Consider the following 24,622-nt stretch of genomic DNA (forward strand, 5'->3'; position numbering starts at 1 on the left):
GGAGCCGCAAAGCGGCGTCTCGAAGGATGCTCCTGATGTCTCGGGAGCATCCTGGACCATCCTTCGAGACGCCATTTCAGACGAAATGGCTCCTCAGGATGAGGCGGAGAGTTTCCGAATGGCCTTTACGGCGTTGTCCGGGAGCGGCCTGAGGCCGCTCCCGAAGCGCGATGCTGTGAGGTGCCGGAAAATCGCTTACGGCTTGAGCGAGGCGTTCCAGAAATACGGCCAGGGCGAGGCGCTGTAGCCGGTCAGGCGCGGCGCCTTGGCGCTGAGGGCGGCGAAGTCGCCGACCTTGTAGAAGGGCGCCTCGTCGAAGATCAGCTTCTGCAGATCGGCGAAGATCGCCTTGCGCTTCTTCTCGTCCGACTCGGCGTTGAGCGCGTTCAGCAGCTTGTTCTTGGCTTCGCTCGCCCACCAGCCGGGATAGCTGTCGGGCAGCGGCGCGATCAGCGCCGGCTCGGCCAGGAACGGGCTGTGCGTGATGAAGATGTCCCAGAGGGCCGGCTCGGCGCGGCGCTGCACCAAAGTCGCCCAGTCGACGACCTGGAGGTCGACCTTGAGGCCGGCCGCCTTGAGGTATTCGGCCGCGACCTGCGCCATCTTGTAGTGGAACTCGTACTGGCGGCTGGTCAGGATGCGGATCGGCGCGCCGTCATACTTGGCGGTCTTCGCCAGCGCCTTGGCCTTGTCGGCATCGCCCTGGTTGTAGGCCTTGATGCCGGCATCGCTGCGCCAGACATAGCCTTCCGGATACATGGCGCCGTCGACCTTGTAGAACTCGGGCTTGCCGAAGGCGGCGGCCAGCATGTCCTCGGCGTTCAGCGCAGCCTGGACAGCCTTGCGCATGTCCAGGTTGGTCATCATGCCCTGCTTGTTGTTCATGATGAACATCGGCCAGCCGAAGCCCTGCATCAGCAACGGCTCGGTCTTGGCCTGGCCCTTCAGCCGGTCGAAAGCCTCGACCGGGATCAGGTCGGCGAAGTCGAACTGGCCGGCGAGCGCGCCCTCGACGCGGGTGTTGGCGTCGGGGACCGGCACGAAGCGGATCTCGTCGAGATACTGCTTGCGGGCGCCGCCGAAGCCGTCCGGCTCGCCCTGGCGCTGCTTGTAGCCGTCGAAGCGGACGAGCTGGATGTACTGGTCGGGCTTGCGCTCCTTGAGCTGGTAGGGCCCGGTGCCGACCACGTCCTTGATCGGGTTTTCCATCTTGTCGGCCGGCATGATCACGGCCGCCGAGTTGTTGAAGGCGAGCAGCGCGGTGAGCGGTGCGAACGGGGCCTTCAGCGTGATCTTGACCGACTTGTCGTCAGGTGCCTCGATCGACGCGATGTTGCCTGCGACGAGCTTGCCGCGCGAGGCCAGCTCGGTCCAGCGCTTCAGCGAGGCGACGACGTCCTGCGCGGTCATCGCCTTGCCGTTGTGGAAGGTGACGCCCTGGCGCAGCGGGATGGTGTAGATCTTGCCGCCATCGCTGATCTGCGGAAGCGTCTCGGCGAGGAGCGGGGTCAGCGCCCAGTTCTTGTCGAAGGTGTAGAGCGTCTCGTAGAAATGCTGGCTGATCATGCCCAGGAGGTCGCCGGCGGCGACCATCGGGTCGAGCGTGTTGGGCTCGCCGATCGTGGCGACGTTGATCGTGCCGCCCTTCTGCTGGGCGAGGGCCGGCGCCGCAGCGCCCAATCCCGCGACGGCGAGCGCGGTCGCGCCGATCCGGGCTAGTTTCGTCAACATTTCAGCTTCCTCCCTGTGGTTTCTTGTCTGTCTGACGTCAAATGAGCAGCGCTTTCCGTCAGCGCTGGCGGATGGTCTCCACGACATGGGCCAGCTGCTCGACCACGGCGGCGGTGATCTGCTCACCCTTCTCGCGCGTGGCCAGCGAGGGATCGCCGACGACGCCGGTGCCGCCGGACATCTCATGCATCGAGCGGAACAGGGCGCCGCGGGCCGGCAGGATCATGTCGGCATTGGCCCAGTCATGGGTGCCGACATAGTTCATCCCCGAGACCAGCGCGGTGCGCACGCTCTTGGGTGCGCCGAGCAGCATCAGCGAGGTCTCGAACTCGCAGGCATGGTTGATGCCGGCGAAGGCGCTCTCGCGGATCGCGCCAAGCTCCTTGGCGGCAAGGCGCCACCAGGTCAGGAAGGCGATGCGGCAGTCGCGATGCTTCGTGCCGAAGGTCTCCAGCAGCACCTGGCCGATCGCCTGGTTGCCGCCATGGCTGTTGAACAGCACGATGTTGCGGAAGCCGTGGCGCACGACGCTTTCGAGGATATCCCCGACATAGGCCAGGAAGGTCTCGTGGCGGACGCTGAGCGTGCCGGGAAAGTCCATATGGTGCTCGGAGCAGCAGACCTTGACCTGCGGCAGGATCAGCACGCGATCGCCGAGCTTCGCTTCCAGAGCCTGCAGGAAGTGATCGCCGATGACGGCGTCGGTCTCGAGCGGCAGGTGCGGGCCGTGCTGCTCGATCGCGGCGACGTTCAGCACGACTGGGATGTCGCGATCGAGCGCGGCGACTTCGTTCGTCGTGAGGGTTTCCCAACGCATGGAAATGAGCTCGCTGTTCAGGAAATCGTGCGGCCGCCGACGCGGAAGCGGGCGATGGCGGCCTCGTCGAGGACGATGCCGAGGCCCGGACCGTCATCGGGGATGCGCACATGCGGCGGCTCGAAGGTGAGCGGCTTGGCGAGCAGATCGTGGCTGCGGATCATCCGGCCGAAAATGTCGCTCGGCCAGACGCAGCTCTTCGCCGCCGCGGCCTGGTGGACATACATCGCCTCGAGGATGCCGAGGTCGACCTCCGAGCCGTGCCAGCAATAGACGCCGGCGGTCGAGGCGATGTGGTCGAGCGTCTGGAACTTGGCGAGGCCGCAATTGAAGTTGAAGCCGTCGACCGCGCCATGGGCGATGGCGTTGATCGCGTCATGCGCGCGCTGGCCCTGATAGATATAGGGCAGCGAGACGTGCAGCACGATCGGGATCGAGGAGAAGCGACGCAGCTCGGCGAAATCCTGCAGCATCCAGCGCGGCAGCGGGTCCTCGAGCAGGAGGACGTTGCCGACCTTTTCGAGCTCCCGGATGATCGGACGGGCATTGCCCGCATTCTCCCAGCGCTGGTTGGGATCGAAGATCACCTTCATGCCGGGCGCATATTCCTTGATGCGGGCGCACCAGCCGGCGACGTCGTCCTCGAGGTCGCATTTAAACTTGATGACCTTGTAGCCCTGCTCGAAATAGCGCTTCACCCAGGGGCCGACCTCGTCCTGCGTGCGATGGCTCGACCAGGCGCTGACATTGACGCGGTCGCGGATGGCGCCGCCGAGCAGGCGGTGCATCGGCACGCCCAGCGTCTTGGCATAGGCGTCCCAGATCGCGCATTCGAAGCCGTCATATTCGCGGCAGAGCGGCAGCGGCAGGTCCTGCAGCGGCAGATCGAAGATCGACTGGCCGATCAGGTTGGCGCAGATCGCCTCCAGGCGCGGCCATTCATGGTCGCGGTAGAATTCGCCGATGCCGACGACGCCGTTCTTCAGCTTCATCCGGACGATCAGCTTGGGCAGTTCGTCGAACTGCACGCTCCAGCCCGCCTTTCCGGCGACCGGCAGCATGTGCAGCGGCTTGGCGAGACTGTCCGAATTGATGACGCCAGGATTCGCGGGGACGATGACCTCGTCGAACTGGAAGGACAGGATCGTTCCGTCGGCTGGCTGCATGGCTCGGCTCGTCTTCTCATCGTTGGCGCTTGGCGCGGCGGCCGGGAATGTAGCTAGATTACATTTACTGTCAATCTAGCCGATGCGATTTGCACGCACGATTGCTTCTGTGGTCGCGGCTACGCGCCTGTCGGTCTGGATGGGGCGCTACCGTCGGTCAGCGTTTGCATGTGTCTATGTAGTTGATTTTACGAATCTTATAATTTTGACAATACGCCGCAGGGCCGCGCCGGATGCCTCGGCTGGCTCTTGGGTCTCATGAATGTAGCAAAACTACCTATTGGGGATATCAGTCGCCGATCGGCTGCCCCTCTGTGCTGCCGTGGAGGGCGATGAGTGTCGCGCGGGCGCGCCAGAGCTTCTTCGAGACGGCCTTCATGCGGCGGGCGCCGAGCAGAGTCGCGATGCAGTCGAGCAGGAAGAGCTGTCCGTAGCGGCCGCGATTGGGCATGTAGAAGAACTTCTCCTCGTCGAAGGCCTGCAGCGGCACGAGCACGCTGGCGAGCTCGGCGAGCGGGCTCGGCGGGTGGGTGACGGCGATGACTCCGGCGCCCTGGCTGCGGGCGATCTCGGCGCTGTCGAGCAGCGAGCGCGGCTTGCCGGTGACAGAGAATATCAGGAGGACATCGTCGGGGCCGCAGGTCGCGGCCATGACGCGCTGCTGATAGGGGTCGGCCGTCGAGGATGCCGCGACGTCGAGGCGGAACAGCCGGTTTTCCGCTTCGGTCGCGACATTGGCCGAGCTGCCGCCGACGCCGAAGCAGAAGACGCGGCGACCCTTGTCGAGCAGGTCGACGGCGGCCTCGATCGCCTTCGGATCATGCTGGGCGAAGGCCATCGACAGCGCCTGCACGGTCGCGTTGTAGACGTGCTCGGCGACCTCGTTGCCGGTGTCGGCCGGCTGCTGGCGCTCGGCGGCGAGGTACATCCGGCCGATCGCATATTCCTGGGCCAGGCGGATCTTGAAATCGGTGAAGCCGTCACAGCCCATGCGTCGGGCGAAGCGCACCACCGTCGGCTCGCTGACATGCGCCTGTGCGGCAAGATCCCTGGTGCTGATCCGCGCCGCGCCGTCGATGTCCGCCAGAATGATCTCGGCGACATTCCGCTCGGCCCGGTTCATCTCAGGTGCTTCGACCCGCATGCGGTCGATCAGGCTGCTCACGTGGCGCATCGTCCCAGTTTCCGGCACTCGCCGCGGTGGCGTCAGATATCCCTCGCCCGGAACCAAGCAAATCCGTGGCGCGCTCGGTTCCACAGCTTCCTGCCGCGAGCGCGGCGCTTCCGGCCATGCAGCTGTCGCGCGCCCGAGTATTTCGATGGGCGGACGATCAGGCAAGGGGCGCGGCTACGAGCGGCTATAGAGCCAAGCACGCCATGCTGTGAGGGCCGATTGTTCGCAAGTACCCGCCATGCATCTGCCGCGACATGGTCACGAAATGACCCGATTGGGTTCAGCCTCAGATCCCATTTCCGGTGTCCAATCGCGCGCTCATCCGCAACCGATGGAAGGAAACTCCATGCGAATGATCACGATTGCCGCAGCCGGTGCCGCGCTCTTGCTGGCTGGCGCCGCCAACTCCCAGACTCGTCCGGCCGACCCGCCTGCGAGCCCGCCCCCGGCCGCCGCGCCGCAGGCGCCATCGACCGCGCCGACGATCAGAGCGATCACTGTGGTCGAGATCGACGAACTTCCCGAGGCGACGCGTGCACAGGTGAACCAGCTCGTGGCGACCCGCACGGCGAACGAGCTGCAACAGCTTCAGAAGGCGATCGAATCTGCTCCGGCCGTGAAGTCCGCCATCGAGGCCAAGGGGTTCTCGACCCGCGATGTGGTGATGGCCGAAGTGAACGACGAGGGCGAGCTGACGGTCGTCACCAGGCGTGTCGGCTGACCGAGGTGCCGCCGGCTAGCGGCTCCGAAGGAGTCGTCTCTCCCAGGTGGCGGAGGACCATTCAGCCCTCCGCCTCTTCCCAATTGGAGTTATCGAGGCAGGGCAGACGGGCGATAGCGCAGCCCAGCGTACTCAAGCCCTGCCTCCGGCGTCGATGATCGACGGATACTGCTTTCAGATGGCAACGTCTGGCACTGCCATTTGAAAGCGTCCGGTACTAGCTCCAGAACCCATCCTGATGGGCGCGTGGCGAGAACGTTTCCGAGTCGTCCTGTTCGGTCGTCTCGATGTCGTTCTCGTGTTCGGCGTCGAGTGCGCCGTCCGAGTCGTGCCGTTCGAGCATGGTTCTCTCCTTTCATAATCTAGGGGGAGGGTTGCTTCAGGCACACCAAAGATAGGGGTTTTTGCTGCGCTGCACAAGGTTTTGGCTGGAGTGTCGGCCTTCCCGAAGGGCAGGTAGAGCTCAGCCATTGCCCTCCGAGCGCGCATCCGTCGCGGTCGCAGACTGGCTCTCCGCGGCACGATCGAGGCATTCGGCCATGGCCGATGTTCCCCATGAGTGCTTCGAGCACTGCGCCGTTCCGACGGTCAGATTAGGGGCGGATCCCTGCGGCTGCTGCGCGCCGCTGCATCCGCCGAGGGCCAGGGCGAGTATGGCCAAGGTCAGTCGCATTTTGCTCTCCGGTTTCGAAACCCGGCCAGCCCATCACAGAGGTGGGGCAGGAGTTTGATGCCGGGCAAGCGCTGGTGGTGGCGCGTGATTTGCGCGGAGCAAGGCGACTATGCCGATGCCGTCCAATTTCGAAACGTTTTGTCCCAAAAACGCGCAATCGGAGACGTCCATGTCGTCGCGCCGCCCATCCCTGCGCCTAGCCCGAATCCTCGACCGACTCGACAGGCGCAAGCGCGCCGCCCGCAAGGCCGCTGCGGCGGCGCGTGCGGCTGAGCAAGCGAACAGTGCCGAGCCATCAGCACAGATGAGCAATGACGACGAGGGGACGAGCCGCGGCAGCAAGTAGCCGGCACGCGCGGCGCCGAACAAATGGCCCGCCGGTCCTTTCGGGCGGCGGGCTATCGTTCCGAGCCCCGCACGGGCAGTGTGCGGGGGTCGTGACATTCGTTCACCAGGTCTGGCGGTTGTACCAGGTATCGACGTCCGTCTTCACGCGGTCCTTCTCGATGCCGTAGCGCTCCTGGATCTTGCCTTCGAGCTGGTCGCGCTTGCCGGCGATGACATCGAGATCGTCATCGGTCAGCTTGCCCCACTGCTCCTTGACCTTGCCCTTGAGCTGCTTCCAGTTTCCTTCGACGCGGTTCCAGTCCATCGGATTTCTCCTGTCAGGGGTTGAGGGTTGAGTGTCTGCTGCCGTGGGAGGGCGATCAGATCAGCGGGCCGCGATAGGGCTCCGCCCTCTCGTCGAACCGGCTCCAGCCGCTCTGGCGGTACTCGGCGAGACGCTCGTCGCGATCGATCGGGGTCGCGCCGTCCATGATCGCTTCGGCGGTCGGAGCGCGATCGTCGCTGGTCCGTACGGAGACGACCGAGCCGCCACGGCGCACGGTTTCGGCATAGTAGTTGGCATCGTCAGCGCTGGTGCCGGCGCTGGTGAGGGCACCGACAATGCCGCCGGCCGCGCCACCGGCCACCGCGCCGGCTGCCGTAGAGGCGAGCCAGCCGGCCGCAACCACCGGGCCGATGCCGGGAATCGCGAGCAGGCCGAGGCCGGCGAGTAGTCCGGCGGCGCCGCCGAGCGTCGCGCCGATGCCTGCACCTTCTCCGGCATTGCTGTCGTCCGTCTCCTCGTGACGACCGACAATGCTAATCTCGGAACTCGAAAAACCTGCGGCTTCGAGCTGCTCGACGACGATACGAGCCGATTCATAGTTGTCGTAGGATCGCGTGATGGTCTGGGTCATGTCTTGTTGTCTCCCGTTGTCCTTGAGGTCGCTCAGTTGCGGGTGATGTTGCCGCGATAGTCGACCGATACGTTGACCTGGGCGCCCGAATGCGTGGCCGTTCCCTTCCAGACGCCGTTGTCGTCCTTCTTGAGACCGCCGACATTCGAGTAGCCATTGGCTTCGAGCCGGCTCTTGGCCTGGCCCTCGGTGAAGCTGTTGGCGCCCGGGAGAGGCGCATTGGCATCGGCCGGTGCATTCGGAGCCGGCATCGGCGATGTGGTCGAGGTCTGCGCCAGCGCGCTCGTCGAAACCAAGGCGCAGAAAATCGACGTGAGAACCACGTTCCGCATCATTATCTCCTTGTGGGTAAACGGCATTTCGTCCGCTGCCGATAAAACCGGCAGCGGCCGCGATGGTTCCCGAAAAAGTGAAGATGCTAGGAAGGTTCTCGCCGTTCGGTGCCGGGCTGCGGCCGGTGGACGCGAATTCCACGCGCATCAGGGCGGCCTGCGGCCTGGCTCAGCCGGGAAGCGCGAAATCCAGGGCGGCGGCGACGTGCAGCGTCGTCGTGTCGAAGACCGGCAGGTCGAAATCGTCCTGCGAGAGGAGGAGGGTCAGCTCGGTGCAGCCGAGGATGACGCTGTCGATCGCCTGCGGGCGCATGCGCTCCATCTCGCGCAGGCAGGTCAGGCGCGATTGCGGGCGGACGACGCCGCGGCACAGCTCCTCGAAGATGATGTCGTTGATCGCCAGTCGCCCCCGCGCGTCCGGGATGACCGGCGCGAGCAGCCCGCTTCGACCCAAACGGTAACGATAGAACTCCTGCTCCATGGTGTAGCGCGTGGCGAGCAGCGCCGGGCGCCGGCATCCCGCAGCCTCGATGGCACGTGCGGTGGTGTCGACGAGATGGATCAGCGGAATGCCGACCGCCGCCTCGATCTCCGGGGCGAGGCTATGCATGGTGTTGGCGCAGATCAGCAGGCCGGCGGCGCCGGCCCGCTCCAGACCGCGTGCGGCAGCCGTCATCAGCCCGCCGAGTTCCGCCATGGCGCCCGCCGCCTGCAGGCGGGCGATCTCGGCGAAATCGAAGGAATGGAGCAGGAGCGGCGCCGAATGGAGGCCGCCGAGCCTTGCGCGCGCGCCTTCGTTGAGCAGGCGGTAATAGACCGCCGTGCTCTCCCAGCTCATGCCGCCGAGCAGACCGAGCGGCTTCACGATGCGACGGAGCCGCTCAGGGCGGCGGCGTTTCCGGCCTTCGTTCCGCTCATCGCTTCTGCGTATGCGCGAAGACGTCGTAGTTCAGCTCGGCGATGCGGAACCATTGCTGGATCTCGTCGCGGAAGCGCGTCCACGGCTCGTAGATCCGCCGGAACTCGGCATTGCGCGCCGATTCCTCACGGTAATAGGCGTCTGCCGCCTTGAACGCGGCTTCCATGACGTCGCGTGGAAAGGAGCGAAGCTGCACGCCAGCGCCGACCAAACGGCGGAGCGCGGCCATGTTCTGGGTGTCGTATTGCGCCAGCATCAGCATGGTCGACTCGGCGCTCGCCGTCTCGATCGCCGCCTTGAAATCGTCGGGCAGGGCGGCCCAGGCTTTGTCGTTGATGTAGAGGCTGATCTGCGGGCCGCAGTCCCACCAGCCCGGCGAATAATAGTAGCGCGCGACCTTCTGGAAGCCGAGGCGCTCGTCATCGGCCGGGCCGACCCATTCGACCGCGTCGATGGTGCCGCGCTCCAGCGCCGAATAGATGTCTCCGGCGGCGATGGTCTGCGGCACGACGCCCATGCGCGACAGGATCTCGCCGCCGATGCCGGGAATGCGCATCTTCAGGCCGGAAAGATCGGCGACGCCATTGATCTCCTTGCGGAACCAGCCGCCCATCTGGCAGCCGGTGTTGCCGAGCGGGAACTGGACGATGCCGAAGCGGGCGAAGAGCGGCCGCAGCAGTTCGAGACCGCCGCCCTGCATCATCCAGGCGATGTGCTGGCGCGAGTTGAGGCCGAAGGGCAGACCGGTGTCGAAGGCGAGCGCCTTGTCCTTGCCGGTGTAGTAGAAGGTCGCGCTGTGCCCGCATTCGATGGTGCCGGCGCCGACCGCATCGAGCACCTGCAGCCCGCCGACGATCTCGCCCGCCGCGAAGACCTGGATCTTGAATCGCCCCTTGGTCAGCTGATCGACCCGGCGTGCCAGGTTCTCGGCGGCGTTGAACAGGATCGGCAGGGATTTCGGGAAGCTCGAGGCCAGCCGCCAGCGCACCTCGCCGGATTGCTGCGCCACCGCCGGTGCCGCGACCGTGCTGGCGGCGGCTGCCCCGGCCAGTATCCTTCTACGCGTGAACGCCATCTTCTTCTCCCCCGAGAATTGCGTCAGCTTCGATTTCGATCAGGATGTCCGGGTGGATGAAGGTGATCCCGGCGAGAAACGAGGTGACGGGCTGGATCTGCCCGAAGAACTCGCCGTGGATGTTTCCGACCTTCTCCCAGTCTTCGGCATGGCGCAGGAAGATGCGCGTGCGGACCGTGCTCTTCAGCCCGTTCATACCGCAGGCCGTCAGCGCTTCGGCGATCTTGCGCAGGCTTTCCCGGGTCTGGATTTCGACATCGCCAGCTCCGACGACGCCGTTCGGCCCGAGGGCTGTGGTGCCGGCGACGACGGCATGGTTGCCGACGCGGACCGCGCGGCAATAGCCGATCCGCTTTTCATAGGGGCCGTCGCTGGCTACCTGCTGTCTCACAACCGTCCCGCCCTCTTATGTTCCGTTCGGAACATAAGAGGGCGGGCATAGATTCCTGTCAATCGGATTCACGGCGCCATGCGAGATTCTGCGAAGGCCATGCTCACCGGCAATGCGATCACCACCGGCTATCGCATCAGCTTCCTGGCCAATTATCTGATGGGCGCCATCTATGCGCGGGTGCAGGCCGATCTCGGCTTCAACCGGGCCGAGGCGGCGATCCTGTTCTGCCTGGCGCATATGACGCCGCTGAGCGGGATCGAGATCGCCGAGATGACCGGGAGGCCGCGCAACAGCATCAGCCCGGCCGTCGGCAAGCTGGTGCGGCTCGGCATGATCGTGAAGGAGCCGGCCGAGCAGAACCGCAAGATCGAGCTGCTCTCGCTGACTGGGGAGGGCCGGGCGATGAGCGAGAAGGTCGTCGCCTATTTCGTCGCGCGCGAGCGCCCGATGCTCGAGCCGCTGGTCTCGCCGGCCGATCGCGAATTGCTGGACGGACTTCTCGCCCGGCTGATCTTCCGGGGCGACGACTGGCTCGACACGACCGTCTAGCGCGACGGCGCCGCCTTTGCGCGATAGTGGGACCGCTCCGCTTTTCAGTCGGGCGATAACGCAATTTACACAACGTCACCCCTATCAACGGCAGCGATGCGGGGGCATCGGAGTGCCGTCTTGCCCCCGGCCGGAGCGGTCAAACGCGCCGCAAAGAGGGGGTAGGGTTCGATGGAGATGTCCGTAAGCGGCGACCGTGCCGGTGTGCTGCATGGTGTCGTGGATCCCTCGCTGCTGCGGGACGAACTGCTCTCCGAGATCTTCGAGGCTTCGGCTGCGCGGACGCCGGACCGGACGGCGATCGTCTTCGAGGACCGGCGCGTCAGCTATGCCGAGCTCAACGCGCTGGCCGACCGGGTCGCGCGGGCGCTGCGCAAGCAGGGCGTCAAGCCGGGCGAGTTCGTCGGCCTCTGGATGTCGCGTTCGCTCGACCTGCATGTCGGCCTGCTCGGCATCCTGAAGAGCGGCGCCGCCTACATTCCCTTCGACGTCGACGCGCCGGCGGAGCGCATCGGCGAATGCCTGAGCGATTGCGCGGCCAAGGTCATCGTTATCGACGCCGTGACCGCCGCGAAGCTCGACCGCGAATTGCCGGCGACGGCGCGCGATTGCCTCGAACTCGTCGCCGAGGGCGGGGAGGGCTCGCCTCTCGACCTGCGCGCAGACGGCGTCACGCCCGAGACTCCGGCCTATGCGATCTACACCTCGGGCTCGACCGGCAAGCCCAAGGGCATCGTCATCGAGCACCGCAACATCTGCCATTACCTGCGCTCGTCCAACGCGATCTACGGGATGACGCAGGACGACGTCTCCTTCCAGGGCGCCTCGGTCGCCTTCGACTTGTCGCTGGAGGAGATCTTCGTCCCTTACCTCGTCAGCGCGACGCTCTGGGTCGCCTCCCAGAAGGTGCTCGGCGAGGTCGAGCGCCTGCCGGAGCTGATGAACGCGGCCGGGATCAGCGTGCTCGACACCGTGCCGACCCTGCTCGCCATGCTGCCGCAGGACGTGCCGAGCCTGCGCATCATCATCCTCGGCGGCGAAGCCTGCCCGCCCTCGGTGAAGCAGCGCTGGTGCCGGCCGGGCCGGAAGATCTTCAATTCCTACGGCCCGACGGAGGCGACGGTCGTCGCGACGGTCGACGAGGTCACGCCCGAGGAGGTGGTGACCATCGGCGTGCCGATCCCGAACTACACCTGCTATGTCGTCGATGAGCAGATGCGGCTCGTCGGGGCCGGCGTCGAGGGCGAGCTGCTGATTGGCGGGCCGGGCGTAGCGCGCGGCTATCTCGGCCGTCCCGACCTGACCGCCGAGAAGTTCATCTCGAATCCCTTCCACCCGATGGCCGGCGACCCGGTGCTCTACCGTTCGGGCGATGCGGTCAGCGTCGCCGAGAACGGCAAGATCCTGTTCCATGGCCGCATCGACGATCAGGTCAAGCTGCGCGGCTTCCGGCTCGAGCTCGGCGAAATCGAGGCGCGCCTGTCCGACCTGCCGGGGATCGCGCAGGCGACAGTGGTGCTGCGCCGCGATGACGGAATCGACCGGCTGGTCGCCTTCGTGGTTCCGACGGCCGGCGTCGAGCTCGATCGCGCACAGATCCGCAGCGCGCTGAAGCAGACGCTGCCGCCCTATATGGTGCCCTCGCATTTCGAGGAGATGGCCGAGCTGCCGCGCCTGACCTCGGGCAAGGCCGACCGCAAGGCGCTGAAGGCTGCCCAGCTCAGCACTCCGGCCGAGGCGGAGGAGCAGGAGGAGCCGCAGACGCCGACCGAGGCTGCGCTGCTGGCGGCGGCCAAGCCGCTCTTCCCCGGCCAGAACGTCGGCTTCGATGCCGATTTCTTCGCCGATCTCGGCGGTCATTCGCTGCTGGCTGCGACCTTCCTGGCGGCCGTGCGCGGCAATCCCGATCTGCCGGCCATCACGCTGGAAGACATCTACAGCCTGCGCAGCCTGCGGGCGATCGCCGCCCGGCTCGACGAGCGCGAGCAGGCCGCCGGCGGTCGCAAACAGCTCGACCTCAGCTTCACGGCGCCGCCGCTGATGCGTCGCGTGCTCTGCGGGCTGGCGCAACTCACCTGCATGCCCCTGCTGCTGCTGGCGCTGACGGGGCCCTGGCTCACCATCTTCGTGACCTATGAGCTGATCACGGTCGACGAGAAGGTCGAGTTCCGCGAAGTCCTGATGCTGATGGGCGTCTACATGCTGGTGACGCTCGCCATCCTGATCGCCGGCATCATCGGCAAAAGGCTGGTGTTGTGGCGGACGAAGCCGGGACGCTATCCGGTCTGGGGCGTCTATTTCTTCCGCTGGTGGCTTGCCCGGCAGCTCACCTCCTTCATTCATCTCAACCGGATGCAGGGTACGCCGCTCGGGCCGTTCGTGCTGCGCCTGCTCGGCGCCAAGGTCGGCAAGCGCGTCTTCTTCAGCGGCTTCGAGGCCGGCGCGGTCGACCTGATCGAGATCGGCGACGACGTCACGCTCGGCGGCAAGCTCAGCATCGCCAATGCCGAGGTGATCGGCAACGAGCTCGTCATCGGCAGGGTGACGATCGGGCGCGATGCCTATATCGGCACCTCCTGCGCGCTCGGCCACGACACGGTCGTCGGCGATGGAGCGGAGCTTTCCGACCTGACAGCGCTGTCGCCGGGCATGCGCGTCGGCGCCTTCGAGCATTGGGACGGCTCGCCCGGTCACAAGATCGGCACGGTCGACCCGGCGAACTGGCCGCAGCACGCGCCGGCGCCTTCCGCCCCGGTCCAGACCCTGCAGACGCTCTATTACGCGCTCCTGGTGCTGGCGATGCCGGCGCTCAGCCTCCTGCCGATCTTCCCGGCCTTCTACCTGTTCGACCGCTACGACACGGTTCTCCAGCAGATGGTCGGCGTCGATTATCACTGGTTCCTGCCGGTGCTCACCTGGCCGACTGCGATGCTGATGATGCTCGGCACCGTGCTCCTGGTGACAGCGATTCGCTGGATCGTGCTGCCGAGCGCGCCGGCCGGCACGAAGTCGATCCATTCCGGCTTCGCGGTGCGCAAATGGACGGTCGGGCTCGCTTCGGACGTCATGCTCGACAGCCTGAGCTCGCTGTTCTCGACGATCTACATGCGGGTCTGGTACCGGCTGATGGGCGCCAAGATCGGCAAGGACACCGAGATCGCCACCAATTTCGCCGGGCGCTACGATACGATTTCGATCGGCGACCAGTGCTTCGTCGCCGACGAGGTGGTTCTCGGCGACGAGGATGTGCGCCGCGGCTGGATGACTTCCGGCCAGGTGAGCACCGGCTCGCGCGTCTTCATCGGCAATGATTCCGTGCTGCCGCCGGGAGCATCGATCCCCGATGGCGCCCTGATCGGCATCAAGTCGAAGCCGCCTGCCGACAAGCCGATGCAGCCCGGCGAGACGCGCTTCGGCAGCCCGCCGATCCTGCTGCCGGGTCGCCAGCGCTTCGACGATGCCGATGTCGCCAAGACCTTCCGCCCGCCGGTCTGGCGGCGCGTGCTGCGGGCGGTGTTCGAGCTGTTCAGCGTCTCGATGCCGACGATGATGTTCATCACGCTCGGCACCTTCGCCGCCGAATACGTGCTGTTCCCGGCGCTGGAGAAGTCGCAGAGCTGGGCCGAGTTCGCGCCGGTCTTCATCGCCACCGCCGTCGCCTGCTCGATCATCCTGGCGAGCGTGGTGCTGGCGGTGAAATGGCTGCTGATGGGGGTCTACCGGCCCGGCAATCACGGGCTCTGGTCGTGGTGGGCGCTGCGCACCGAGGCGATGACTACCTTCTACTGGGGAACCGCCGGGGCGCTCTTGCTCAACGCGCTGCGCGGCACGCCGATGCTGCCTTGGGTGATGCGCCTCTTCGGTGCGAAGATCGGCAAGGGCGTTTTCCTCGACAGCACCGACATCACCGAGTTCGACTGCGTTTCGATCGGCGACCATGCGGCGATCAACGCGACCTCCAATCTCCAGACCCATCTTTTCGAGGACCGGGTGATGAAGATCGGGCAGATCGAGATCGGGCAGGGCGTTGCGATCTCGGCGCTGACGACGGTGCTCTACGACACCCGCATCGGCGACTACGCCAAGCTCGGCAACCTCACGATCGTGATGAAGGGCGAGGCGATCCCGGCGCATACGCAATGGGCCGGTGCCCCGGCGCAGCCGGCGGCGGCGTAGAGAGGGGGCGGGTCAGCGCAGGATGCTGGCGGCGAAGTCGCGGGCGATCTCGTCGATGCTCATGCGCTCGGGCCGGTACCACTCGCCGGCCCAGTTGACCGCGCCGAGCAGCAGGAGGCGCACCGAATCCTGCGAGACGCCGGGGGCGAGCAGTCCCGCATCGGCCGCCTCCGCCACCAGCCCGCGCCAGATCTCCTCATAGCGCCGGCGCTCGACGCGGCAGCCCTCCTGCACCGCGGCGGGCAGGAAGGAGAAGGCGCGGATGCTGGCCGAGGTATAGGCGCTGTGCTCCAGCGAGGCGTGGAGATGCGTCCGGATCGCCGCCTGAACCCGCTCGCGCGGCGAGGCCTGCGGCCCAAGCGCGTCGAGCGCTGACGTTACCGCCTCGTGGACGACCCGCACGCCCTCGTTGACCACGGCGCTGACGATCGCCTCTTTCGACTCGTAGTGGTGGTAGATGCTGCCGGCCTTGATGCCGACGCGGGCGGCGATCGCCCTCGTCGTCGTCGCGTCATAGCCGTGGCGCAGCAGGTCGGCGGCGGCGTCGAGGATCTGGCGGCGCGCGCCGACCGGCGCCGTGGCGCCTGCGCTTGGCTCGCCCTGCGAACCTTGAACCGCCGTCGACGTCACGAGATGGGCTCTGCCGGCTGTTCGCCCCAGCCGGTTCCGGCAATGCGCTGGCGCCGCATCAGCAGCCGGGCCGAGCCTTCCTGCACCACGGTGCCGGCCTGGTTCTCCAGCGCGATGGCAAGCCCGAGGAAGCCACGATCCGGGTGCTTGACTGCTCGCATCTCGGTCACCTCGATGACGGCGCGGATGGTATCGCCGGAGCGAACGGGGGCGCGGAAATCCCAGTTCACGCCGAGCAGCGCGATCACCGTTCCGTCGATCAGGTCTAGCCGCGAGGCCAGCCCGAAGGCAATGCCGATGCCCATCGGTCCATGGGAGACCGGGGTCCTGAACTCGGTCTTCGCTGCGAACTCCACATCGGTGTGGACCGGGTTGTAGTCGCCGGTCAGGCCGGCGAATGCGCCGATATCGCCCTCAGTGATCGTCCGGCCCGGCGTGACGAAACGCTGGCCGAGCGAGAACTCGTCATAGACGCGACCCATCGAAATCCTCCCGGTTCGCGGCAGGGCGCCCGCCGTTCAACCGCGCGGATGGGCCTTGCCTTTTCTATCTCCCTAACGGTAGTTAGGTAGCAATGGAGCGGCGCACTGGCAAGGCATTGGCAGGCCTGGGCGCCGCGACGGCGAGGCTGGACGAGGCGGCGGCGAGCCCTGGCGGGCTGGCCGGACGCGTGGTGGGAGGCGCAGGCGGATGCCAGTGATCGAGAGCAGGGTGCGCGGCGGCGCCGAGCAGGATGGCAGGCGCTCCGCCTATGCGGCGCTGATCGAGACCTTGCGCGAGCGGCATGGGAAGGTGCTGGCCGGCGGCGGCGAGAAATTGCGGGCGCGTCATCGCGAGCGCGGCAAGATCCCGGTGCGCGAGCGCATCGACCTGCTCGTCGATCCGCTTTCGCCCTTCCTGGAATTGTCGCCGCTGGCCGCCTGGGGGCTCTATGGCAACGCGGTGCCGGCGGCCGGGATCGTCACCGGGATCGGCATGGTCTGCGGCACGCCCTGCATGATCATCGCGAATGACGCGACGGTGAAGGGCGGCTCCTTCTTCCACGAGACGGTGAAGAAGCATTTGCGGGCGCAGGAGATCGCCTTCGAGAACCGTCTGCCCTGCCTCTATCTCGTCGATTGCGGGGGCGCCTTCCTGCCCGAGCAGGACCGCGTCTTCCCGGATCGCGACCATTTCGGTGGCAGCTTCCTGCAGCAATGCCGCATGTCGGCCGCCGGCCTGCCGCAGATCTCGGCGGTGTTCGGCGGCTGCACCGCCGGCGGAGCCTATATCCCGGCGCTCTCCGACGAGGTGGTGATGGTACGGGGTACCGGCCGCATCCATCTTGGCGGGCCGCCGATCGTCAAGGCGGCGATCAACGAGATCGTCGATGGCGAGACGCTGGGCGGGGCGGAAATGCACACTCTGGTCTCCGGCGTCAGCGACTATCTCGCCGAGAGCGAGTTCGCAGCGATCGCCAAGCTGCGCGACATCGTCGGCGCGCTGAACTGGCCGCCCGCGCCGCGCCCGCAGTCGCGCCTGGCGAGCCCGCCACTCTACGATCCCGCCGAGATCGAGGGTATCGTCGGCACCGATCTGAAGCAGCCCTTCGACGTGCGCGAGGTGATCGCGCGCATGGTCGACGGCAGCGTCTTCGACGCCTTCAAGCCGGATTATGGCGCGACCTTGGTCACCGGCTTCGCCCATATCCATGGCCAGCCGGTCGGCATCCTCGCCAATAACGGCGTGCTGTTCTCCGAGAGCGCACTGAAGGGTGCGCATTTCATCGAGCTTTGCGACCAGCGCCGGATTCCACTGCTCTTCCTGCAGAACATCACCGGCTTCATGGTCGGCACAGAGGCCGAGCGCGGCGGCATCGCCAAGCATTCGGCGAAGCTCGTCTACGCCGTCTCGAATGCGCGCGTGCCGCGCTACACGGTGATCATCGGCGGATCCTATGGCGCCGGCAACTACGGCATGTGCGGGCGGGGCTTCCAGCCGCGCTTCCTCTTCGCCTGGCCCAATGCCCGGATCGCGACCATGTCGCCGGAGGTCGCGGCGACGGTGGTGACCGAGCTCAGGCGCTCCAGCCTGACGCGCGGCGCGGCCGATGAAAGCGAGATCGAAAAGGTCGACAGGGCGACGCGGGCGCAGTTCGAGGAGCAGAGCACGCCCTATTACGCCGCCGCCCGCCTCTGGGATGACGGCATCATCGAGCCGGCCCAGACCCGCGATGTGATCGGGCTCTGCCTCGCGCTCGCCGCGCGCGAGGTTGAGCTGCCGGGGCACCGCCCCGTCTACCGGATGTGACAGCGATGATCGGTTCCCTCCTGGTCGCCAATCGCGGCGAAATCGCCGTGCGGATCATGCGCACCTGCCGGCGTCTCGGCATCCGCACGATCGCGGTCTTCTCCGATGCGGATCGCGATGCGCTCCATGTCGCCTGTGCCGACGAGGCGGTGCGCATCGGCCCGGCTGCGGCGCGCGACAGCTATCTGCGCGCCGAGGCGATCATGGAAGCGGCGGCGCGCAGTGGCGCCGAGGCGATCCATCCCGGCTATGGCTTCCTGTCCGAGAAGCCGGATCTGCCGCTACTCTGCCGGGAGGCCGGGCGCATCTTCGTCGGTCCATCCGCCGAGTGTATCCGCGCCATGGGGCCGAAGATCGGCTCGAAGCTGATCGCCGAACAGGCTGGCGTGCCGAGCGTGCCGGGCTATGCCGGCGATGACCAGTCGAATGCGGCGCTCGCCGAGGCGGCGGCGCGGATCGGCTACCCCGTGATGATCAAGGCCTCGGCCGGCGGCGGCGGCAAGGGCATGCGCCGGGTGTTCTCCGCGGCGGAACTGGCCCCGGCGCTCGACCTCGCCCGCGCCGAGGCGCAGGCCGGCTTCGGCGATCCGGCGCTCCTGATCGAGAAGCTGGTGCTGCGCCCGCGCCATCTCGAAGTGCAGGTCGCCGGCGACAAGCATGGGAATGTCGTGCACCTGTTCGAGCGCGACTGCTCGGTCCAGCGCAACAACCAGAAGGTGCTGGAAGAAGCGCCGGCGCCCAATCTTGCCCCGGCCATCCGCGCCAAGCTCCTGGAGCGCGGCGTCGCGCTCGCCCGGACCATCGGCTACGACAATCTCGGCACCGTCGAGTTCATCCTCGAGGAGGGCTTCGACGAGCCCTGGTTCCTAGAGATGAACACCCGCCTTCAGGTCGAGCATCCGGTGACGGAGGCGATCACCGGGTACGATCTCGTCGAATGGCAGATCCGGATCGCGGCTGGGGAGCGGTTGCCGGCGCTGCAGCACGAAATCCGCGAGAGTGGCCATGCAATCGAGGCGCGCATCACCGCCGAACGGGCCGATCAGGGCTTTCGCCCCGATGCCGGCCGGATCGAAGGTTATCGTGAGCCCGCTGCGATCCGCATCGACAGCGGCGTGCGCGCCGGCTCCGAGGTCACGTTGTTCTACGATTCGCTGCTCGCTAAGGCGATCGCCGCGGGAGCCGACCGCGCCGAGGCCTGCGCCCGGCTCGCGGGCAGCCTGCGTGATTTCGCCATTCTCGGCCCTGCGACGACTCTGCCCTTCCTGGTGGACGCGGTCGAGCATCCGCTCTTCGCCGAGGGCCGGGCGACGACGCGCTTCATCGAGGAAGCCTTTCCCGATGGCTGGGCAGCAAAGCGCCCGAACCAACGCCTGGCGCGCGCCGTCGCAGCCTTGCTCTGGCTGCGGCGGCAGCGTGAGGCGCGACCGGCCGCCGACGCCTGGACCGGGCTTTCCGGCTTCCGTGTGCTGGCCCCCGCCGGCGGCCTCGCCACCGCCCGCCTGGTGGCGCGCGAGAAGGCGGAGACGACTGCGCTGGAGGTCCGGCAGGCGCCGGGCGGCGGCTGGCTGGTGCGCGATGCCGAGGGCGATGTCGCGCTGACGCTGTCGGTGAGCGGCGAGTCCTTCGAAGTCGCCAGCGCGGACCGGGTGCTGCGCGGCACGCATGCGGCCGGGGCAGAGCGCGTGCCGCTGGTGCTCGCCGGCGAGGGCTTCGACATCGCGATCGAGAGCGAGGTGCGGATCGCCGCCGGGGGTAGTGGCGCCGCGTCCGGATCGGGTGCGGTGCTCGCCGCGATGCCGGGCGTGGTCGCTGAGGTCAGGGTTGCCGTGGGCGAGCAGGTCGAGGCCGGGCAGGTCGTCATCGTGCTCGAATCGATGAAGCTCTTCACCTCGCTCAGCGCCGAGATCGCCGGCACGGTCGCCGACATCGCCTGCCGGACCGGCGAGACGGTCCCGGCCGGCAAGCGGCTGGTGCTGATCGAGGCGGCGACGAGCTAAGGCGCGCGACTTCCTACCCGAACGCAGCAGCCGCCCTGTCGGGCACTGCCTCTCAACGCCCCGCGAAGAGAGGCTGGCGCTTCTCGATGGCGGCTTGGGTCGCCTCGCGCGCATCCTCGGTATGGAGGAGGCGGAGGCTGTAGCCTTGCTCCAGCGCGTAGCCGTCCTCGACCGGCAGGAACTCAACGCGGTTGAGCGCTTCCTTGCCCATGCGTAGGGCGAGCGGCGCCTTCGAGGCGATGACGTCGGCGAGCGTGCGGGCCGCGTCGCCGAGATCGGAGAGCGGGAAAACGCTGTCGACGAAGCCGGCCCGCCAGGCTTCCTGCGCGCCGATTGGCTTGCCGGTGAAGACCATGCGCCGCAGCAGGCCCTGCGGCAGGTGGCGCCCCATATGGGTGATCCCGGCACAGCTGCCGACATTGATCTCGGGCAGGCCGAAATTGGCGTTCTCGGCGGCGAGGCGGATATCGCAGGCCGATGCGATGACGCAGCCCGCACCGAGCGCCGGGCCGTTGACGGCGGCGATCACCGGAATGGCGCAGTTGCGGATGGCACTGAAGACGCGGCGGACCACGGCGGCGTGGGCCTCGTCATCCTCGGCCCTGTGGGTCCTGAACTCGTTGAGGTCGAGCCCGGCGCAGAAGGCCTGAGCGCCGGTTGCGCCCAGTATGGCGCATTGCACGTCCGTGCGTTCGCCGGTCTGCTCGAAGATGTCGGCGATCTCGGTACAGAGCGCGAGGGACAGCGCATTCACCGGCGGCCGGTTCAGCGTGAGATGGACGACATTGCCTCGGGTCTCGACCAGGATTGCGCTCATCAGCATGGCCTTTCGCAGTGGCGGCGGGTCAGTCGGTTTCGATTCAGAGCAGGTTCCGGGGATTGTCGGCAGGGAGCGGCGGCCGCAGCCCGTCCTTGCCGTGCCAGTCGTGGGGCGGATGGCTGGGACAGGGCTGCAGCGGCCATGTTGGCACGCGATCGGCGCGCGGCGGAAGTACCATGAATCGGTATGGCCGGGCGCTGAGCCTTGTCTTCCTTCCGCAGGATGCGGGCGGTCGCGAGGCGTGACCGGGCCGGAGGACCGGCCCGGCCGGATCGCTCAGTGGCTGGCTAGAGCTTCCAGCAGCGCGGCGGTGTCGAGCAGGCCGCGGCGGCGCGCGGCTTCGGCCGGCGTCAACCCGGCGTCGTTGCGGGCCTGCCGATCGGCGCCGGCCGCCAGCAGGAATTCGGCGAGGTCGGCGGCGCTGGCATCGTCATCCGGCAGGCAGAACAGCGGCGGCTCGCCGGAACGGGTCGGTGCATTGGCAATCGCGGGATCGTCGGCGAGCAGCGTCTCAAGCCGTTCGCTCTCGCCAGCGCGGCAGAGCGCGCCGATGTCGCGACTATGCGCGGCGAGAAGTGCCTGCGCGGCCTGCGCTCCCTGGTGATGGGCCCAGCCGAGCGGGGTCGCGCCATAGCGGCGCTCCACCGGGTCGATCTCGGCGCCGGCCTCGGTCAGCAGCGTGACGATCGCCGCTGCATCGGCACTGGCCGCCTCGTGCAGCGCTCGCACGCCGTCACGGCTTTCGGCATCCGGGGACACGCCGAGCCGCAGCGCCAGCGCCGCGATTTCGGGGCGGTGCTGCCGGATCGCGACCTGCAGCGGGCCGGGATCGCGGTGAAACTCCGGATGCGCCTGCAGCAGCCGGGTCGCCTCGGCCTCGTCGGTGCGGGCGACGGCGGCGATGAAGGCCTCGCGCTCGCTGAGCTCGACCGGAGCGGCGCCGTGCTCGCGCAGCAGCGCGACGAGGTCCTCGCGTCCGTCCAGTAGCGCCTGCCTGACCAGGCTTTGCTTCGAATGCGCGTTGACCGCGTCGGCGCGGGCGCCATGGGCGAGGAGCCAGGCGGCGCGCTTCGGCTGGCGCGGTACGGCGTTGCCGAGCAGGTAGTCCAGCGGCGGTGCCGGCAGTTCGCGGATCGGCTCGCGCCAGCGCCCCTGCTGACCGCGCTTGGCCGTCTCCTCCCAGAACAGCTCCAGCCACAGCGTCTCGTCGGCGCCGAGCGAGCTGTTGTAGAGTGCCTGCCCGTCGAGCGGATCGGCGCCATGGGTGATCAGCAGCCGGGCCAGCGCCTCGGCCTGTGGATGCGCCGGCTGACCGTTCTCGCCGCCACCGACGGCACCGGTCAAGGCGGTGAAGTGGTTGCTGCCATCGCTCCAGAAGCCGTTGGCGGCGGCACCATGAGCGAGGAGGAGCTCTGCGATCCCCAGCGCATTGGCAGATGGCGCGTGGTCCGGCAGCCGCGTGAAGGCGAGGCGGAGCAGCGGCGCCCAGCCGTCGAACTCGCTAGGGCGGGTCGCGAGCGCGGGATCGCTGGCGAGGAAGGCGCCGACCGCGTCGAGGTCATGGGCCGCGACGGCGGTGTGGATGCTGTCGCGGGCGATCTCGGGATGGCGTTCGAGCAGGCGCAGGGCAAGGGCGCCGCGGGCAGGGCGGTCGGCCTCGTAGCCGCCCCATTCCTGCGTGCCGGGCCTGACGCCATAGCGCAGCGCCGACTTTTCCAGGAAGAGCGCGATGAGGGCGGCCTGGCCGCGGCTCGCGATCTCGCGGGCGGCGAGCTCCTGCTTCAGGGTCGCCCAGCTGGCGAAGCCGTATTCGCGGGCGAGCGCATGCTGGACCTCGCGCAGCTTCGGCGGGCCGGCGGGGTTCTGGATCTGGGCACGGAAGCGGGCGAGCGCGGCGGCGTCGCCGGTCTCGATCTCCTTCAGCCAGCGCTTGGCCTGGCGGCGGATCGTTTCGAGGTTCGAGCGGGCGGTGAGTTCGCGGATGTGCGAAGACATGGTTCTTCCTTCCGGAAAGAGCCTGATGTCCGCTTCACAGGCCGGAAGAAAGCGATGGTGAGATACGCTCTAGCCGATTGGGTGGGAGCAGGCTCCCTTGCCGCGGACAGGTGGCGCCCCAAGCGCTCTGCCGCGATGAGAAGCGCAAGGCCGTGGTGAAGTCAACCGAGCCCCGCGCGCTCAGACACCGAGCAAGGCGCGCCGCTCCGCCGCCGACGGCGAGCCGAAGATGCGGGCCCGCCCGGGCTGCCGGAGCACGCCGACGGCCCGCGTGCCGCCGGGCGCGAACAGCACCTCGAAGCGGTTGTCGCCGCAGTCATGGCGCTTGCAGGTATCGGCCCGCTCATAGCTGCGCCCGGCGATCCAGACCTCGCGGCTCGGCCCGCCGGGGCCGGAGAGCCGGTCGGCCCGGAGCCAGCGTTCGCGCGGCCCGGGACTGCCGATCATCCGCGACCAGGCCCGCCGATAGACAGGATCCTTGAGGATATCGAAGAGATAGCGGCCTTCGGTCGCCTGCGGGGCCGCGGCCTGTGCGCCGTCGACGAACAGGAAGGCGAGGACGAGGAGCCCGGCTGCGCGGCGCAGGAACCAGCTGGCTGGGATCATCGGCATCGACCTCGGCAGTACATGTTTCGCCCCTCGCACCATCCGGCGCGAGGGGGCAGTTTCAATCAGCACGTCAAGAGTGTCACTTGGCCCGCTTGGCGCCGACAAGCTCGTCCCATTTGCGGAAGGCGACGACCATCTTGTCGGGCTTCAGCGGCAGTTCGATCGGGTTGTTGGCGATCAGGTCGGCATATTCCGGCCGGCCGAACTCGGCGATGACCTTCTGGCTCGCCTCCGGCGCCAGCGAGAGCGGCACATTCTTCACCGCCGGGCCGGGGTAGAGATAGCCCTCGTCATAGGAATAGGCCTGCATCTTCGGCGTCAGCACATGCGCCATGATGTCGAGGACGACGGCGAGGCGATCGTTCGGGACGCCCTTGGGCACGCACATGAAGAAGGCGTCAGAGACCCAGTGGAAGCCCTTCAGCGTCTGGATCTTGGCTTCCTTCGGCACGATCCCGAGCGCGCGCGGATTGATGTCCCAGCCGGTGGTCGAGATGATGATGTCGCGCGAGCCGTCGCCGAACTCCTTCATCGTCGCGCCGGTGCCGGCCGGATAGTACTCGATGTACTGGCCGAGCTCCTGGAGATAGGCCCAGGTCTTGTCCCAGCCATTGACCGGGTCCTGCGGATCCTTGTCGCCGAGGATATAGGGCAAGCCCATCATGAAGGTGCGGCCCGGGCCGGAATTGGTCGGGCGGGCATACATGAACTTGTTCGGGTTGGCCTTGGCCCAGGCGAGCAGCTCCTCGGCCGTGGTCGGCACGTTCTTGACCCGGTCGGGCATGTATTCGAGCAGCGGGCCGGACGGGTAGTAGTTGACGACGACGCCGAAGCCATCGCCCTGCGCCTTGTGCAGGTTGAGCGCCGCCGGCTCGTAATTGGCCTCGATGTTCGGGAACTTGTCGGAGAAATCGGGCAGGATCTTCTGCCAGAGCTTCTGCTCGAGGCCGGCGGCGAGACCGTCACTGCCGGTCAGGATCAGGTCGAGATCGACCTTGCCCGCATCCTGCTGCGCCTTGAGTTTGCTGGCGAGCTCGGGCGCCGGGGCCTTCACGAAGGCGATGCGCGAGACCAGCTTGGGATTGGCGGTGCGGTAATCCTCGAACGCCCTCTGCATCAGGGCGAGCGCACCGCCGACATCCATGATGCTGATCACGACCGGGCTGGTCGGCAGCGGCGGCGAGGCCGCGAAGGCCGGGCCGCCGGCAGCGACAGCCGCGAGACCGCCGAGCACCGTGCGGCGGCTGATGGCATTGAAATCGTCGGTCATCGCGTTCCCCTGTTATTGGCTCGACGTCTTGCTATGGC

General features: G+C 67.4%; 22 protein-coding genes. 5 read left to right on the forward strand and 17 right to left on the reverse strand.

Annotation, left to right across the window (positions count from 1 at the left end; genetic code table 11):
• Window positions 1-195 precede the first annotated feature (195 nt).
• The 4 genes from DK26_RS19590 to DK26_RS19605 form a co-directional block, all read right to left on the reverse strand.
• Entirely contained in the window at window positions 196-1,731 is a 1,536-nt protein-coding gene (locus DK26_RS19590) for an ABC transporter substrate-binding protein (protein WP_066475992.1), read from the reverse strand.
• 58 nt (window positions 1,732-1,789) lie between these two features.
• Window positions 1,790-2,548: a creatininase family protein gene (locus DK26_RS19595; RefSeq protein WP_066475994.1), complete on the reverse strand. Its 759-nt coding sequence runs from the start codon at window positions 2,546-2,548 to the stop codon at window positions 1,790-1,792.
• 17 nt (window positions 2,549-2,565) lie between these two features.
• Complete coding sequence (locus tag DK26_RS19600) at window positions 2,566-3,714, reverse strand: enolase C-terminal domain-like protein (protein ID WP_066475995.1); 1,149 nt, start codon at window positions 3,712-3,714, stop codon at window positions 2,566-2,568.
• Window positions 3,715-4,003: 289 nt separating this feature from the next.
• Complete coding sequence (locus tag DK26_RS19605; protein ID WP_066475997.1) at window positions 4,004-4,888, reverse strand: MurR/RpiR family transcriptional regulator; 885 nt, start codon at window positions 4,886-4,888, stop codon at window positions 4,004-4,006.
• A 352-nt stretch (window positions 4,889-5,240) separates the two neighbouring features.
• Between DK26_RS19605 and DK26_RS19610 the strand changes: the two genes are divergently transcribed.
• Window positions 5,241-5,609: a hypothetical protein gene (locus DK26_RS19610; protein ID WP_066475998.1), complete on the forward strand. Its 369-nt coding sequence runs from the start codon at window positions 5,241-5,243 to the stop codon at window positions 5,607-5,609.
• Between the two features lie 217 nt (window positions 5,610-5,826).
• Here the strand turns inward: DK26_RS19610 and DK26_RS29915 are convergent, their stop codons facing one another.
• The 7 genes from DK26_RS29915 to DK26_RS19645 all read right to left on the reverse strand — a co-directional run bounded on the left by DK26_RS29915 (window position 5,827) and on the right by DK26_RS19645 (window position 10,243).
• A complete protein-coding gene (locus DK26_RS29915; RefSeq protein WP_282568049.1) occupies window positions 5,827-5,952 on the reverse strand; it encodes a hypothetical protein in 126 nt (41 codons plus the stop codon).
• Between the two features lie 778 nt (window positions 5,953-6,730).
• Complete coding sequence (locus tag DK26_RS19620; protein ID WP_066476002.1) at window positions 6,731-6,934, reverse strand: CsbD family protein; 204 nt, start codon at window positions 6,932-6,934, stop codon at window positions 6,731-6,733.
• 55 nt (window positions 6,935-6,989) lie between these two features.
• Complete coding sequence (locus DK26_RS19625) at window positions 6,990-7,526, reverse strand: general stress protein (protein WP_066476003.1); 537 nt, start codon at window positions 7,524-7,526, stop codon at window positions 6,990-6,992.
• Window positions 7,527-7,558: 32 nt separating this feature from the next.
• Entirely contained in the window at window positions 7,559-7,858 is a 300-nt protein-coding gene (locus tag DK26_RS19630; RefSeq protein ID WP_083533380.1) for a PepSY domain-containing protein, read from the reverse strand.
• A gap of 169 nt (window positions 7,859-8,027) precedes the next feature.
• Window positions 8,028-8,723 carry an aspartate/glutamate racemase family protein gene (locus DK26_RS19635; RefSeq protein WP_066476007.1) on the reverse strand — a complete coding sequence of 232 codons (696 nt, stop codon included), beginning with the start codon at window positions 8,721-8,723 and terminating at the stop codon, window positions 8,028-8,030.
• A 49-nt stretch (window positions 8,724-8,772) separates the two neighbouring features.
• Complete coding sequence (locus DK26_RS19640; RefSeq protein ID WP_066476009.1) at window positions 8,773-9,852, reverse strand: TRAP transporter substrate-binding protein; 1,080 nt, start codon at window positions 9,850-9,852, stop codon at window positions 8,773-8,775.
• Window positions 9,836-10,243: a Rid family hydrolase gene (locus DK26_RS19645; protein ID WP_066476011.1), complete on the reverse strand. Its 408-nt coding sequence runs from the start codon at window positions 10,241-10,243 to the stop codon at window positions 9,836-9,838. The genes DK26_RS19640 and DK26_RS19645 overlap by 17 nt, the downstream gene beginning before the upstream one ends.
• A gap of 78 nt (window positions 10,244-10,321) precedes the next feature.
• Here DK26_RS19645 and DK26_RS19650 point away from each other — a divergent pair, with 78 nt between their 5' ends.
• Entirely contained in the window at window positions 10,322-10,795 is a 474-nt protein-coding gene (locus DK26_RS19650) for a MarR family winged helix-turn-helix transcriptional regulator (RefSeq protein WP_083533382.1), read from the forward strand.
• 171 nt (window positions 10,796-10,966) lie between these two features.
• Window positions 10,967-14,971 carry a Pls/PosA family non-ribosomal peptide synthetase gene (locus DK26_RS19655; protein ID WP_066476017.1) on the forward strand — a complete coding sequence of 1,335 codons (4,005 nt, stop codon included), beginning with the start codon at window positions 10,967-10,969 and terminating at the stop codon, window positions 14,969-14,971.
• 12 nt (window positions 14,972-14,983) lie between these two features.
• On the opposite strand, the gene DK26_RS19660 is transcribed toward DK26_RS19655, so the two are convergent.
• Both DK26_RS19660 and DK26_RS19665 read right to left on the reverse strand, forming a co-directional pair.
• Window positions 14,984-15,601 (reverse strand): TetR/AcrR family transcriptional regulator, encoded by a 618-nt coding sequence (locus DK26_RS19660; RefSeq protein ID WP_066476018.1) that lies wholly within the window; start codon window positions 15,599-15,601, stop codon window positions 14,984-14,986.
• Window positions 15,598-16,083, reverse strand: coding sequence for a MaoC/PaaZ C-terminal domain-containing protein (locus DK26_RS19665; protein WP_066476020.1), 486 nt, complete (start codon window positions 16,081-16,083; stop codon window positions 15,598-15,600). Before DK26_RS19665 ends, DK26_RS19660 begins: the two co-directional genes overlap by 4 nt.
• 208 nt (window positions 16,084-16,291) lie before the next feature.
• Between DK26_RS19665 and DK26_RS19670 the strand changes: the two genes are divergently transcribed.
• Entirely contained in the window at window positions 16,292-17,890 is a 1,599-nt protein-coding gene (locus tag DK26_RS19670; protein WP_066476023.1) for a carboxyl transferase domain-containing protein, read from the forward strand.
• A gap of 5 nt (window positions 17,891-17,895) precedes the next feature.
• Window positions 17,896-19,890 (forward strand): biotin carboxylase N-terminal domain-containing protein, encoded by a 1,995-nt coding sequence (locus DK26_RS19675; RefSeq protein WP_066476024.1) that lies wholly within the window; start codon window positions 17,896-17,898, stop codon window positions 19,888-19,890.
• Between the two features lie 52 nt (window positions 19,891-19,942).
• Here the strand turns inward: DK26_RS19675 and DK26_RS19680 are convergent, their stop codons facing one another.
• The 4 genes from DK26_RS19680 to DK26_RS19695 all read right to left on the reverse strand — a co-directional run bounded on the left by DK26_RS19680 (window position 19,943) and on the right by DK26_RS19695 (window position 24,584).
• Window positions 19,943-20,713 carry an enoyl-CoA hydratase-related protein gene (locus tag DK26_RS19680; protein WP_248310042.1) on the reverse strand — a complete coding sequence of 257 codons (771 nt, stop codon included), beginning with the start codon at window positions 20,711-20,713 and terminating at the stop codon, window positions 19,943-19,945.
• Window positions 20,714-20,986: 273 nt separating this feature from the next.
• On the reverse strand, window positions 20,987-22,705 hold the full coding sequence (locus DK26_RS19685) for an ankyrin repeat domain-containing protein (protein WP_066476025.1): 1,719 nt from the start codon (window positions 22,703-22,705) through the stop codon (window positions 20,987-20,989).
• Between the two features lie 180 nt (window positions 22,706-22,885).
• Window positions 22,886-23,317, reverse strand: coding sequence for an Ivy family c-type lysozyme inhibitor (locus DK26_RS19690; RefSeq protein WP_066476026.1), 432 nt, complete (start codon window positions 23,315-23,317; stop codon window positions 22,886-22,888).
• Window positions 23,318-23,393: 76 nt separating this feature from the next.
• Window positions 23,394-24,584, reverse strand: coding sequence for an extracellular solute-binding protein (locus DK26_RS19695; protein ID WP_066476028.1), 1,191 nt, complete (start codon window positions 24,582-24,584; stop codon window positions 23,394-23,396).
• Window positions 24,585-24,622 lie beyond the last annotated feature (38 nt).

The organism is Allobosea sp. WAO, assembly GCF_001509835.1.
Taxonomy (GTDB): Bacteria; Pseudomonadota; Alphaproteobacteria; order Rhizobiales; family Beijerinckiaceae; genus Allobosea.